This window comes from Streptomyces sp. 12E (genome assembly GCF_055633275.1).
Genome location: NZ_JBVNCJ010000001.1, coordinates 2,886,846 through 2,900,033, shown reverse-complemented (window position 1 = coordinate 2,900,033; position 13,188 = coordinate 2,886,846). Strand labels below are relative to the sequence as shown.

Below are 13,188 nucleotides of genomic sequence, written 5' to 3'. Positions count from 1 at the left end.
CCGGTGCGGGTCCGCCGTTTCGGGCAATGGCTCCTGTGTGACCGTTCGTCGCTCGTCGTCCGTCGTGCCCGCCGAAGGGACCGGTGCGCGCCGCGCCCCGGACCGTCCGGCGGCCGTCGGCCGGACCGCGGCCGTGGCCGCCGCCGGACTCGTCCTCGTCCTGCTGGTCCCGGTGATCGTGCGGCTCCCCTGGCTCGGCGACCTGGGCATGCACGCGGCGACCGTGCAGCGGCTGCGGCACAGTCCGCTCGCCCCCGGCAACCCGCTGGTCGACGCGGACACGCCGAGCCCGTACTACTCGCCGTGGATGCTGCTGCTCGGCACCGTCGCCCGTCTGTCCGGGCTCTCGGTGTTCGTCGTGCTGCGGCTGGCCGCCGCCGCCGGACTGGTGCTGCTGGTGACGGGCGTGTGGCGGTACGTGCGGACGCTGAGCGGGCACGGGGCCGCGCCCGCGCTCGCCCTGCTGAGCCTGCTGCTGCTGTGGGGCACGACCCCGTTCCCGTGGAGCGGTTTCCTCGGACTCGACTCGCTCGCGCTGACGGTGTCGTACCCGAGCACGCTCACCCTCGGACTCGCCTTCCACTTCTGGGCGTGGCTGACGGGAGCGCTGCGCCGGGAGGCCGGGTGGCCGGCGTGGCTCGGCCTGGGAGCGCTCTGGGCGGTGATCCTGCTCTGCCACCAGTTCTCGGGGGTCGTGGCCACGGTGGGCGCCGCCGCCACGGTGCTCGCGGCGCGGCGGCCCGGACGTGCGGTGTGGTCGGGGCTCGGCGCCGGGCTGCTGGTGGGGGCGGGTGTGCTGGGGGCGTGGCCCTACTACGACTTCTTCGCGCTGTTCGGCGCCGGGAGCGGGCTGGAGGCGGTGCACCGGGTGCTGTACGAGCAGCCGGTCGCACGGTTCGGGCTGGTGCTTCTGGGAGTGGCCGCGCTGGTCGCGCGGGGGCGGCGGGAGCACCGGGATCCGCTGGTGGTCTTCTTCGCGCTGGGGGCGGCGGTCGTCGCGGCGGGGTGGCTGAGCGGCCACTACTCGTGGGGGCGCGCCCTGCCCGCCGTGCTGATCCCGGCGCAGCTCGCGGCGGCGCTGGAGGCGGTGGGGGCGGGGCGGCGCCGGCTGCGCGCCGGGTGGACGGCTTTGCTGGCCGGGGCGCTGCTGCTCGGCGGGTGGGCGCAGGCGGGGGCGCTGGGATACGTGGTGCCGCGCGGTGTGCTGCCGGCGGTGGTGGAGGACCGGTACCGGGTGCCGTGGACGGGATACCACTGGATCACGCCGTGGGTGCGGTACGGGGACGTGGTCATGGCGCGGGGGCGGCCGGCCCGTCAGGTACCGGCGTACGGGCCCTACACGGTCGCTCCGGGGTATCCCGACTTCTTCCTGCCGGACGAGGCGCGGCGGGTGTCGGCCACGGGGGTGTACTTCGCGGAGGGGACGCCGGCGGCCGTGCGGCGGGGGATCGAGCGGGAGTACGGGGTGCGGTGGGTGGTCGACGGGGCCGGTGTGCTGGACGACCCCGGCTTGCGTGCGGTGGCGCGGGGGCCGGAGGGGGAGGTGCTCTACGCGGTGCCGGGGGTGGGGTGACCGGGCTGGTTTGTCTCGCCCCCGCCGCCCCTTCCCCTTCCCGTTCCCCGGGGGCTCCGCCCCCGGACCCCCGCTCCTCGAGCGCCGGAGGATCTGAGTTCAGCCGGAGGAGCCGAACACGCTCGCCGCCAAGCGGGCCGCTCGGCGGATCCGGGGGCCGGCCAGGCGGTGGGCCGTCGGGTGGAGGACGTTCGCGGTGAGGCCGGTCGGCTGCCAGCGGAGCTGGAGGCGGCCCGGGCCGTGGCCCTCGGGCTCGATGGTGAGCCGGTGGCGCGGGACGCGGGCGGTCAGGGGCGGGAAGGCCGGCGGGGCCAGCAGCAGCCCCCGGTTGCCTCGCCCCCGGCAGGCCAGCCGGACCAGCGGATGGCGCACCCCGGCGAAGCCGCTGAGCGGCAGGCGCGCGGCCGCCGGGTCGAGACGGACACGGCCCTCGAAGACACCGGGGCGGACCGGGGAGAGCCGGAAGGGGACGGTCAGGCGGCGCCGGCCGGGGGAGACGACCAGACTCGCGCGCTGCGGGCCGACCGGAAGGCGCAGGGCCGGGTCGTACGTGCGCACGGTCAGGTCGACGGAGGCCCCCGGGCCCCGGGTGATCCCGGTGATCTCGTGGCGGAACCAGGCGACGGGGAACGGGCGGGTGGCCGGCTCCAGCTCGGTCAGGTCCAGTTCACGGCGGGCGCCCGCCGACCCGGGGACCCGCCCGCCCCAGTACGTGCGGCCGTCCGGACCCGTGGTCAGCTCCCTGGGGGCGACACCGTGCCCCAGCCCCCGGGCCGCCCACCGGGCCTCGGTCAGGCGCCGGTCGCGGATCAGCTGGAGCACCACCCGCTCGGCGCGGGGGAGCCGGGCGTACGCGCCCGGCGACAGGGTCTCCAGGTACGGGTTCACCAGGTCCGCGAAGGCCGCCAGCCACTCCTCGTCCCGGTACGGCAGATCGCCCGCGTACATCCGGAAGTCGTGCTTCAGGAACTTGTGGTCCTTGTCCTCGCGCAGCGCCCCGTGCCCGCTCTCCACCAGGAACGCGTCGATCAGCCGCTGGACGTGGATCCGGTCACGGACGTTGGTGAGCAGGTGCCGCTGGTTGGAGATGGACGCGGCGCCGGAGTCCGCGTACGGGGCGACGTACCAGAGGTACACCGGCTCGGGGACGATCGTGAACCGCTTCGCCAGGCAGTACGCCTGGGCCGAGAACAGCTGGTCCTCGTAGTGGATGCCCTCGGGGAAGCGCAGGTCGTGCCGGTCGAGGAAGGCGCGGGCGTACATCTTGCCGGTCGACAGGTGCTCGAAGAACAGCCGTGGGTCGGCCTCGATGCCGTCCAGGGTGCGGCGCTCGCCCACGAGGTGCGGCATCCAGGTGGAGCGGCGGCCGGTGTCCACCCGGATCCGCCGCACCGCGCCCATCGCGAAGTCGATCTCGCGTTCGCGGTGCGCGGCGAGCAGCGCCGCGACCGCCCCCTCGGGGAGCTCGTCGTCGCTGTCGAGGAACATCAGGTACGGCGCCCGCGCGATCTCCAGCGCGCGGTTGCGCGGCGCGCTGCACCCGCCGCTGTTCTCCGGCAGCCGCAGGCACCGGATGCGGCGGTCGCGGGCCGCCAGCGCCGCCGCCACCCGGGGGGTGTCGTCCGTGGAGTGGTCGTCGCTGATGACGATCTCCAGGTTCCGGTGGGTCTGGCGGCGCACGGACTCCACCGCGCGGGGGAGCCGTTCGGCGTCGTTGTGCACGATCACCGTGACGGTGACGTCGGGGACCTGCGGGGCGCTCATGACACCTCCTCGGGCTTTGGGGCCGGGGTGCGTTCCCCGATCGGCAGCACCGGCGGCAGCGACGCCTCGTCCTGGCCGAGGAAGACCCGGCGCACGACGCGTTCGGCGGCGCGGCCGTCGTCGTACTCGCAGAACCGGCGGCGGAAGGCGTCCCTGCTCTTCGCCGCGCCGTCGTCGCGCCAGGCGTCGGTGGCGAGGATCCCGGTCAGCTCCTCCTGGGTGCGGGCCACCGGCCCGGGCGCCTCCGCCATCAGGTCGAAGTAGACGCCGCGCGTGGTGCGGTACGTCTCCCAGTCGTCGGCGTGGACGACGACCGGGCGGTCGAGGTTGGCGTAGTCGAACATGATCGACGAGTAGTCGGTGACCAGGACGTCGGCGGCCAGGCACAGCTCCTCCACCGGGTCGTAGGAGGAGACGTCCACGACGCGGCCCGAGCGGCGCGGTCCGGTCAGCGGGGAGGCGGCGCCGTCGTAGAAGTAGTGGCCGCGCACCAGCAGCACGGTGTCCTCGCCGAGGCGCTCGGAGAGCGCGGCGAGGTCCAGGCGCGGGGTCCAGCCGGCCTCGTAGTCGCGGTGCGTGGGCGCGTACAGGACGGCCCGGCGGCCCGGCGCGATGCCGAGGCGGGCGCGGACCGCCCGGATGTCGTCGGCGCCGGCCGTGTAGTAGACGTCGTTGCGCGGATAGCCGTGGTCGAGCGAGACGAACCGGGACGGGTACGCCCTCTCCCACATGCGGGTGGTGTGGCTGTTGCCGGAGATGCTGTAGTCCCATCGGTCGACGCGTGCCAGCAGCGCGTCGAAGTCCAGGCCCCGGGCGGCGGCCGGGAACGGCATCTGGTCCACGCCCATGCGCTTGAGCGGGGTGCCGTGGTGGGTCTGGAGGTGGACCGCGTCGGGGCGCTTGACCACGGCGTCCGGGAAGTTGACGTTGTTGACGAGGTACTTCGCGGTGGCGAGCACCTCCCAGTAGCGGCGGGTGCCGGGGACGACGTGGTCGGTGCCGGGCGGGAGCAGGGCGGCGTTCTCGCCGGTCACCACCCACACCGGGTGGATGTGCGGGGCGAGCTCGGCGAGCTTCGCGGAGATCGCGGCGGGGTTGCAGGCGACCCCGCGGTTCCAGTAGGCGGCGAACACCGCGAGGCGGGGGTCGACGGGGCGGTGCAGGGCCCTGCGGTACTGCTGGTCGCGGATCCGGGCGCCGAGGCGCCGCCTGCCGGTGCGCACCGTGGACCGCACGGCGCGGCGGGCGCGGTTGGCGGTCTGGAAGGCGCGGTACTTGCCGTAGGCGCCCTCTTCGAGCAGGGAGCGGCGGACGCCCTCCGGGCCGGCGGGGCGCCGGTGGCCCTCGGGGCGGCGGCGCAGGGCGGCGGCCCCGGCCCGGCGGAAGAACTCCCGGGCCACGTCCTCGGGCATGTCGCCGCGGGCGAAGGCGCGCAGGCAGTCACGGACCATGATCTCGTAGAGCACGGTGTAGACGGCGGGGCGTTCGCGGGCGAGGTCGAGGAGGCTCTCGTAGCGGTCGACGAGCGCGTAGTGCCGGTCGGGGGTGAGCGGGGGGAGGGCGGCGGGCCGCAGCCTGCGGTCCTCGTGGGCGACGTGCGGCAGGACGGCGACGCGGTCGGCGAGCAGCAGGGCGGCGAGGGCCGCCCGCGGTTCGTCGTCGGTGGTGAGCGGTCCTTCGTGGGCCCGCCAGAAGCCGGCGCGCAGCACGCGGGTGCCGAGCAGCGGGGTCAGGCGCAGCAGGTAGGCGCTGTCGTCGAGGGCGAGGTCGGTGCGGCCCGCGCGGGCGAGCAGCGGGCCGTCCGCCGAGGGCATTCCCGAGCTGCGCCAGGTGCTGCGCAGGTGGTCCAGGAGCAGGACGTCCACGGCGCCGGGGAGCTCGGCGACCCGTTCGGCGACGGTGCGGGTGCTGCCGGGCGGCAGGCCGTCCTTGGCGCGGACGAAGTGCAGCCAGCGGCCGGCGGCCCGCGCCGCCCCCGCCGTCCGGGCCGCCGCGTCGGACGTGCCGTCGGGCAGGGGCAGCACCTGGACGTGCGGGGCGTGCCGCTGAGCGGTCTCGCGGGCCCAGTCGCCGACGGCGGCGACGAGGACCTCGGTGTCCGGGAGGGGCCGGCCGGCGAGGGAGTCGAGCAGGCCGGTCAGGTGGTCCTGGGTGTTCGGCCCGTGGACGATGACGCTGAGCTCGGGCATCGCGGGACTCCTTCGGCTGCTCGTCGCTCCGGACGGTCCTCTTCGGTCATATTGGCATCAATACGATGAAGCGGCCGCGCGGGCGTGAGCCTCAGGAAGGCACCGGTACCGCCTTCGGCCGGGGTTTGCGGGCCTTGTCCGCGCCCGAGGTGAACGCCTCGTACTCCTTGAGCACGTCCTCCGTCGGCCCGTCCATCAGCAGCTCACCGCGTTCCAGCCAGAGCACGCGGTCGCAGGTGTCGCGGATCGACTTGTTGTTGTGGCTGACCAGGAACACCGTGCCCGCCCGCTCGCGCAGCTCCCGGATCCGGGCCTCGGAGCGCTTCTGGAAGGAACGGTCGCCGGTGGCCAGCGCCTCGTCGACCAGGAGGACGTCGTGGTCCTTGGCGGCGGCGATGGAGAAGCGCAGCCGGGCCGCCATGCCGGAGGAGTAGGTGCGCATCGGCAGGGTGATGAAGTCGCCCTTCTCGTTGATCCCGGAGAAGTCGACGATCTCGTCGTAGCGGGCGCGGATCTCCTCGCGGGACATGCCCATGGCGAGCCCGCCGAGGTGCACGTTGCGCTCGCCGGTCAGATCGCGCATCAGGGCGGCGTTGACGCCGAGCAGGGAGGGCTGGCCGTCGGTGTAGATGCGGCCGTTCTCCACCGGGAGCAGTCCGGCGACGGCCTTGAGCAGGGTCGACTTGCCCGAGCCGTTGGTGCCGATGAGCCCGATCGCCTCGCCCCGGTACGCCACGAAGGACACGCCCCGTACGGCGTGCACCCTGCGCACACCGGACGCCTTCTCGGTCTGCCTGCGGCGCAGCATGCGGTTGAGGGCGGCGGTGGCGGAGCCGCGTCCGGCGCCGGTGCCGTTGACCCGGTAGACGATGTCGACGCGGTCCGCGACGACCGTGGGGATCTTCTCGTCGGTGGTGTCAGCCACGGCCGTACCTCTCCTCAGCCTTCCAGAAGTAGACGAACCCGATCACGCCGGCCAGCAGCGCCCAGCCCAGCGCGAACGCCCACACGTGCGGGGGCAGGTACGAGGAGCCGTAGTCGTCGATCAGCGCGAAACGGACCAGGTCCATGTAGACCGCGGCCGGGTTCCACTGCAGCACGTCGGCCAGCCAGCCGGGCACGTCCTTGTCGTGCAGCATCGCCGGGATGCTGAACATCACGCCGGAGGCGTACATCCAGGTGCGCAGCACGAACGGCATCAGCTGGGCCAGGTCGGGCGTCTTGCTGCCCATCCGCGCGAAGACCAGCGCGAGCCCGGTGTTGAACACGAACTGCAGCAGCAGCGCCGGGACCACCAGCAGCCACGACCACGCGGGCAGACTGCCGAAGGCCATCACCACGGCGACCAGCACGATCATCGAGAACAGCAGCTGCTGCAGCTGCTGCAGCGCGAACGAGACGGGCAGCGAGGCGCGCGGGAAGTGCAGCGCCCGCACCAGCCCCAGGTTCCCCGAGATCGCCCGCACCCCCGCCAGCACCGAGCTCTGGGTGAAGGTGAACACGAACACGCCCGTCACCAGGAACGGCACGTACACGTCCTTCGGGATGCCCCGGTTGGCGCCCAGCAGCAGGCCGAAGATGAAGAAGTACACCGCCGCGTTCAGCAGCGGCGTGGCCACCTGCCACAGCTGGCCGAGCTTGGCCTGGCTGTACTGGGCGGTCAGCTTCGCCCGGGAGAAGGCGAGGATGAAGTGCCGCCGGTCCCAGAGCTGACGGACGTACTCGACGAGGGACGGCCGGGCACCGCTGACCGTGAGGCCGTGCCGGGCGGCGAGGGCCGCGAGGTCGCCCCCGGCCGGGGGCGGGGCGGCCGGGGAGGAGGGCGGTGTGTGGAGGACCTGACTCACATCCGCTGCTTTCGCTAGGGGGAGGGGGTGGCAACGGGTTCTTACGACGTCGTGCGACTTCTCACGTCGGGACGGGACCGTATCGTCGCAACGGGAGCGTAAGTCGAAAGAACGTCGGAACGCAACCGTTTCGTCGTGACGGTGGCGGCCTATGCTGTCCGCATGACGACGAACTCCGACGAGCCCCAGTCGCGTCCGCGCCGCAGGGCCCCCGCCGGGGCCGCCGTACTGCGCGAGGACGTGACGGAGGCCATCCGGGCGGCCGTCTTCGAGGAGCTGGCGGCGGCCGGCTACGCGCGGATGTCGATCGAGGGGATCGCGCGCCGCGCGGGCGTCGGCAAGACCGCGGTGTACCGCCGCTGGCGCTCCAAACTGCACCTGGTCCTCGACCTGGTCTCCGCGATCGCCGTCCAGGGCCTGCCCGCGCCGGACACCGGTTCCCTGGAGGGCGACCTGCGCCTGCTGTACGAGGTCACCTCCCGCGCCCTGCGCCACCCCGTCGCCTCCCAGATCCTCCCCGACCTCCAGGCCGAGGCCGCCCGCAACCCGGACATCGCCGAGGCCCTGCAGAAGGCGCTGCGCGAAGGCCAGGACTCCGTCGCCCGGGGCATCGTCGCGGCGGCGCAGGAGCGCGGCGAACTCCGCCCGGGCGCCGACCGCGCCCTGGCCCTCGACCTGATCTCGGGCCCGCTGTACTGGCGCTCGGTGGTCATCCGCGGCCCGAAGCCGCCGAAGGGCTACCTGGAGGCCCTGACCCGGGCGACGACGGAGGCGCTGAAGGCCCTGTGACGTGCGGGCGCCGTCGGTGAGGACGCCGGCCGTGACGCCGTCGCACCCCGCCGGCGTCGGACGGTCCGACCGCGGCAGCCGGGACGCCGGCACGCGCACGTCCGGGTTCCGGTCGCACCGGACGGCCCGGACCGTGAACGGTCCGGCCCCGAGGAGGCCCGCACGGAGGGCCTCGTCGCCCCCCGTCCGCCGAAGCTCGTCCGGCCGCGCGAGGAGCACGGACCCCCGGGCCGGGGTCACGGGGAAGCCCGGCGGCCGTGCGCGGCCGGAGCCCGCCCGGCGGCCGTGCGAACGGACCGTGCCGGCGCCCCGACGCGCGGTGCCGCGGGCTCAGAGGCACAGCCGACGGGTGAGGGCGGTCAGGTCCGCCACCCGCAGCACGCGCTCCGCGAAGCCCGGCAGGGGGACGTGCAGGGGCTCGGTCCAGCGGGCGGGGACGGCGTCGACGCCGTACACTGCTCCCGCCAGGCCGCCGGTCACCGCCGCCACCGTGTCCGTGTCGCCGCCCAGGTCGATCGCCGCGCGGACGGCCTCCTCGTAGCCGGTCGTCGTCCGTACCGCCCAGACGGCGGAGGCCAGGCAGGGCCAGACCGCGCCGTTGAACTCCGTGGCCAGGTCCGGGTGCCAGTCGGGGGCGAGGACGGTGGCGTAGCGGTCGCGGTGGTCCGGGTGCACCGCGCTCAGGGCGTCGGGCACGGCGGCCACGGGGTCGTCACCGTTCAGGGCGGTGCGGATCAGTTCGTGGAGGACGGCCGTGCCCTCCCAGGCCGCCCGGTCGCCGTGGGTGAGGGCGGACAGGCGGCGGGCGGCGTCCATGGTGGCGGCGCGGCCCAGGGGCGCGAAGTACACGGCGGAGGGGGCCGCCCGCATCAACGCGCCGTTGCCCGCCGCCCGTTGGTTGTTCTGGAAGTGCAGTGCGGCGGCCAGGTCCCACGGGTCGCCGCCGGTCAGCACGGCCTCCGTCTGGAGGCCGATGTCCTTCGGGTCGGCGGCGGCCCACCGCCGGAAGCGGCGGAAGACGTCGGGGAGGTCGAGGCCGCCGCGCTCCAGCAGCGACTCGGCGACCAGCACCGCCATCTGCGTGTCGTCCGTCGCCTCGCCCGGGTCCCAGCCACCGCCCCCGCACATCTCGCCGCCGGCCCCCGGTGCCGGGAAGCGGGCCGAGAAGGCGCCCTCGGGGCCGAACTCGAAGGGGGCGCCCAGGGCGTCGCCCACGGCGGAGCCGATGACGGCGCCCAGGGCGCGTTTGGTGCGGGCCGGCATCAGGGGCGGTCCTCCGTCGGCGGGTGCAGGCGCAGCCAGCCGGCCCACGCCGAGGTGATCATGTCGTCGATGTCGTGACGCGCCTTCCAGCCCAGTTCCGCGGCCGCGCGGTCGGCGGAGGCGACGACGCGGGCGGGGTCGCCGGGGCGGCGCGGGGCGACCACGGGCGGGCGGTCGTGGCCGGTGAGGGCGTTGACGCGGTCGATCACCTCCCGCACGGAGACGCCCTCGCCGCGGCCGATGTTGAGGGTGAGGTCCCGGCCGGGGGCGGAGCGCAGCGCGCGGGCCGCCGCCACATGGGCCTCGGCCAGGTCGACGACGTGGATGTAGTCGCGGACACAGGTGCCGTCGGGGGTCGGGTAGTCGTCGCCGAACACACGCGCAGGCAGGCCGTCCGTCAGCCTCTCGAAGACCATGGGGACGAGGTTGGAGACGCCCGTGTCGGCGAGGTCCGGGCGGGCGGCGCCGGCCACGTTGAAGTAGCGCAGGCAGGCCGTGGAGAGCCCGGCCGCTCCGCCGGCCGCGCGGACCAGCCACTCGCCGGCCAGCTTGGTCTCGCCGTACGGCGACATGGGCGCGCACGGGGTCTCCTCCGTCACGAGGTCCACGTCCGGCATGCCGTACACCGCCGCCGAGGAGGAGAAGACGAAGGAGCGCACCCCGGCCGTCGTCACCGCGTCCAGCAGGACGCGCAGGCCCTCGACGTTCTCCCGGTAGTAGTGCAGGGGGAGGGAGACCGACTCGGCGACCTGCTTCTTCGCCGCCAGGTGGACGACTCCGGTGACCTCGTGGTCCGCGAGGGCGCGCGCGACCCGTTCGCCGTCCAGGGTGGAGCCGACCACCAGCGGCACCCCGTCCGGCACCCGGTCGGCGAGGCCGGTGGACAGGTCGTCGTAGACCACCGCCCGTTCGCCCGCCCCGGTCATCGCCCGTACGACGTGCGCCCCGATGTAGCCGGCGCCGCCGGTGATCAACCAGGTCATGATCGGCCGTCCCCTCGTCGTTGGCCCGTGCCCGTCCGCTCCCCGGAGGTCAGCCCTCAGTGAAGCAGGCGCCGAAGCCTTCCGCGCAGCACCGGGACGACTCCGCGGAACCCGGCCGCCACGCGCAGGGCCAGCGCGCCCGAGTGCGTGGCGTACGGCCGCACCAGCACCACGCCGTGCCAGGGGCTCGGCATCACGCAGCGGCGCAGCAGACCCGGGCCGGCGAGCGCGTGCGCCGCCACCCGGCGGCTGGAGCCGTCCCGGAAGCGCACCCGCAGTCGCAGGTCCCAGGCGCCCGTGCCGAGCGTGGCCAGCCGGTCCGGCCGTACGGTCGTCTCCGCGACCCAGGTGCCGTCGGCGGCCGGCCGCAGCGGCACCGTGCGGCGGACCCGGGCGCCGCCCCGGTCCCGGTGGCGCCACTCCGTCTCCACCGACCAGGGCCCCGCCCGCGCCACCCGGCCGTACAGCTCGTGCAGGCGCACCCGCAGCCGCGGGCCGTGCGCGTGGGGGCGCAGCTCCGCGTCCACGGCGAGCGGGAGGAGGGACACGGGGCGGGTCAGCAGGGGCTCCAGGGTGATCCCGGGCAGGCCGGCCGACCAGCGGGGCGTGCCGTCCGCCGCGCGGGGGTACGGCGGGCACAGCCGGGCGGGACGGGCCGCCAGTTCCCGCAGCCGGGGCAGGTCGCACGGCTCGGGGGAGGCCAGCACGACCCGTCCGATCAGCCGGCCCGGGGCCACGGGGTCGCGGGTCCAGTCGGCGGCGTCGTACTCGGCGAGGAACGCCCGCGTGTGCGCCCACCACTCCCGCCGGTACTCCTCGTCGTGCAGCGGCAGCTCGCGGACGTACATGCGCAGGTCGTGGTCGAGGAACTTGGCCCGCGCCCGCCGCGCCAGCCGTTTCTGCCCGGCGGCCAGCAGGATCTCGTGGGCGGCGCGGCACGCGTGCGTGCGGGCACGCCAGTTGTCGACGTCCGCGCGGTCCAGCGAGATCGACAGCCGCCGCGCGGACCGGCGGACGTGCCAGACGTACACCCGGTCCGGGACCAGCGCGACGCGCGGGGCGGCGGCCCACACCCGCGCGGTGAACACCAGGTCCTCGTAGGGGAACCGGCCGTCGGGGAAGCGGATGCCGTGCGCGCGCAGGAAGGCGGTGGCGTAGAGCTTGTTGACGCACAGCGTGTCGTGGACCAGGCGGGGGCGCAGCGCCGGGCGGGCGAGCACGGCGGGCGCTGCGTACAGGGCGGGCTCCCACGGCGCCTCGCGCCCCGAGGGCAGCTCGCGGCGCACGCACAGGCCGCCCGCGACCTGCGCGTGCGCCCCGGTCGCGGCCGTGAGCAGCGCGTCCACCGCGCCGGGCGGCAGTACGTCGTCGCTGTCCAGGAACATCACGTACGGCGAGGTCACCGCGGCGAGCCCGGTGTTGCGCGGGGTGCCGCAGCCGCCGCTGTTGACGGGGCGCCGGAGCACCCGCAGCCGCGGTTCGCCCCCGGCGAGCCGGTCCAGCAGATCGGCGCTGCCGTCCGTCGAGCAGTCGTCGACGGCGACGACCTCCCGTACGGCGTCGCCCTGTGCGAGCGCCGAGCGCACGGCGTCGGTCACATGGGCGGCGTCGTCGTGACCGATGACGACGACGGCGACCTGGGGCTGGGAGGGCTGCATGGCGTCCTCGGGCGCGTCACGGGGCTGTTCCTGTCCTCCATTGAGGACGCCCGGCGCGCGCGGCGCACCTCGGCCGCGGTCACGCGCCGTCCGCCACCGCCGTGTCCAGTGCCGCGGTGAGCCGGTGGAGACGGGTGCTCAGATCGCGGATCTCGTCGACGTCGAAGCCGGTCGCGGCCATGATCCGGCGCGGCACCTCCAGGGCCCGCCGCCGCAGCGCGGCGCCCTCCTCGGTGGGCCGGACCTCCACCGACCGCTCGTCGCGCGCACTGCGCTCCCGGCGCACCAGACCGGCCGTCTCCAGCCGCTTGAGCAGCGGGGACAGGGTGCCGGAGTCCAGGCGCAGATGCTCGCCGAGCCTCTTCACGGGCAGCGTGCCGTGCTCCCACAGCACCAGCATGACCAGGTACTGCGGATAGGTGAGCCCGAGGTCCTTGAGGACCACCCGGTAGACGCCGTTGAAGGCGCGGGAGGCGGCGTTCAGGTTGAAGCAGATCTGCTGGTCGAGGCGGAGCCAGTCGTCCGCGGCGCCCGGCAGCGGGTCCGTCGCGGGGAGGGGGCTCGGAGTGGCTGTCATGCCTCCAGGGTAGCTCTCGTGGGCAATTTGGTTGCGCACAATTCAATTGCGTGCTCTACTTGTGGTCGTACGGCGGCCGGACCCGCCCCGGGAACCGGCCGAGCCACGACTCGAGAGGGAAGGTCCTTTCCATGGACGCGCTCTACACCGCTGTCGCCACCGCCACCCACGGCCGCGAGGGCCGCGCCGTCACCTCCGACGGCAAGCTGGACCTCGCCCTGAGCGCCCCCGTGGAGCTCGGCGGCAACGGCCAGGGCACCAACCCCGAGCAGCTGTTCGCCGCCGGTTACGCGGCCTGCTTCGGCAGTGCCCTCGGCGTGGTCGGCCGGGCCGCGAAGGTCGACGTCAGCGACGCCGCGGTGACCGCCGAGGTCGGCATCGGCAAGCAGGGCGAGGGCTTCGCGCTCGCGGTGACCCTGCGCGTCGAGCTGCCCGAGGGCATCGACGAGGAGACCGGCCGCAAGCTGGTCGAGCAGGCCCACCAGGTCTGCCCCTACTCCAACGCCACCCGCGGCAACGTCCCGGTCGACCTCGTCGTCGAGTAG

Annotated in this window: 11 protein-coding genes; 3 read left to right on the top strand and 8 right to left on the bottom strand. The window is 74.8% G+C overall.

Features of this window, described 5'->3' with window-relative positions; all coding sequences use genetic code 11:
* The first annotated feature begins 37 nt into the window (after nt 1-37).
* A complete protein-coding gene (locus ACZ8ZB_RS13545) occupies nt 38-1,573 on the top strand; it encodes a hypothetical protein (protein ID WP_470737967.1) in 1,536 nt (511 codons plus the stop codon).
* A 99-nt stretch (nt 1,574-1,672) separates the two neighbouring features.
* Here ACZ8ZB_RS13545 and ACZ8ZB_RS13540 read toward each other — a convergent pair whose 3' ends face one another.
* From ACZ8ZB_RS13540 to ACZ8ZB_RS13525, 4 genes are all read right to left on the bottom strand, one after another.
* Complete coding sequence (locus ACZ8ZB_RS13540) at nt 1,673-3,337, bottom strand: glycosyltransferase family 2 protein (RefSeq protein ID WP_470737966.1); 1,665 nt, start codon at nt 3,335-3,337, stop codon at nt 1,673-1,675.
* Nucleotides 3,334-5,526 (bottom strand): CDP-glycerol glycerophosphotransferase family protein, encoded by a 2,193-nt coding sequence (locus tag ACZ8ZB_RS13535; RefSeq protein WP_470737965.1) that lies wholly within the window; start codon nt 5,524-5,526, stop codon nt 3,334-3,336. Before ACZ8ZB_RS13535 ends, ACZ8ZB_RS13540 begins: the two co-directional genes overlap by 4 nt.
* Before the next feature lie 91 nt (nt 5,527-5,617).
* Nucleotides 5,618-6,451, bottom strand: a complete 834-nt coding sequence (locus ACZ8ZB_RS13530) for an ABC transporter ATP-binding protein (RefSeq protein ID WP_470737964.1) — start codon at nt 6,449-6,451, stop codon at nt 5,618-5,620.
* Nucleotides 6,444-7,373, bottom strand: coding sequence for an ABC transporter permease (locus ACZ8ZB_RS13525; protein ID WP_470737963.1), 930 nt, complete (start codon nt 7,371-7,373; stop codon nt 6,444-6,446). Before ACZ8ZB_RS13525 ends, ACZ8ZB_RS13530 begins: the two co-directional genes overlap by 8 nt.
* Nucleotides 7,374-7,535: 162 nt before the next feature.
* Here ACZ8ZB_RS13525 and ACZ8ZB_RS13520 point away from each other — a divergent pair, with 162 nt between their 5' ends.
* Nucleotides 7,536-8,162, top strand: a complete 627-nt coding sequence (locus ACZ8ZB_RS13520; RefSeq protein WP_470737962.1) for a TetR/AcrR family transcriptional regulator — start codon at nt 7,536-7,538, stop codon at nt 8,160-8,162.
* A 330-nt stretch (nt 8,163-8,492) separates the two neighbouring features.
* On the opposite strand, the gene ACZ8ZB_RS13515 is transcribed toward ACZ8ZB_RS13520, so the two are convergent.
* The 4 genes from ACZ8ZB_RS13515 to ACZ8ZB_RS13500 all read right to left on the bottom strand — a co-directional run bounded on the left by ACZ8ZB_RS13515 (nt 8,493) and on the right by ACZ8ZB_RS13500 (nt 12,643).
* Entirely contained in the window at nt 8,493-9,425 is a 933-nt protein-coding gene (locus tag ACZ8ZB_RS13515) for an ADP-ribosylglycohydrolase family protein (protein ID WP_470737961.1), read from the bottom strand.
* The gene (gene galE / locus ACZ8ZB_RS13510; RefSeq protein ID WP_470737960.1) at nt 9,425-10,408 is read right to left on the bottom strand and encodes a UDP-glucose 4-epimerase GalE; all 984 of its coding nucleotides are present in this window, start codon (nt 10,406-10,408) and stop codon (nt 9,425-9,427) included. Before galE ends, ACZ8ZB_RS13515 begins: the two co-directional genes overlap by 1 nt.
* A gap of 56 nt (nt 10,409-10,464) precedes the next feature.
* Complete coding sequence (locus ACZ8ZB_RS13505; RefSeq protein ID WP_470737959.1) at nt 10,465-12,066, bottom strand: glycosyltransferase family 2 protein; 1,602 nt, start codon at nt 12,064-12,066, stop codon at nt 10,465-10,467.
* A gap of 79 nt (nt 12,067-12,145) precedes the next feature.
* Nucleotides 12,146-12,643 carry a MarR family winged helix-turn-helix transcriptional regulator gene (locus ACZ8ZB_RS13500; RefSeq protein WP_470737958.1) on the bottom strand — a complete coding sequence of 166 codons (498 nt, stop codon included), beginning with the start codon at nt 12,641-12,643 and terminating at the stop codon, nt 12,146-12,148.
* A gap of 131 nt (nt 12,644-12,774) precedes the next feature.
* Between ACZ8ZB_RS13500 and ACZ8ZB_RS13495 the strand changes: the two genes are divergently transcribed.
* Complete coding sequence (locus ACZ8ZB_RS13495) at nt 12,775-13,188, top strand: organic hydroperoxide resistance protein (RefSeq protein ID WP_470737957.1); 414 nt, start codon at nt 12,775-12,777, stop codon at nt 13,186-13,188.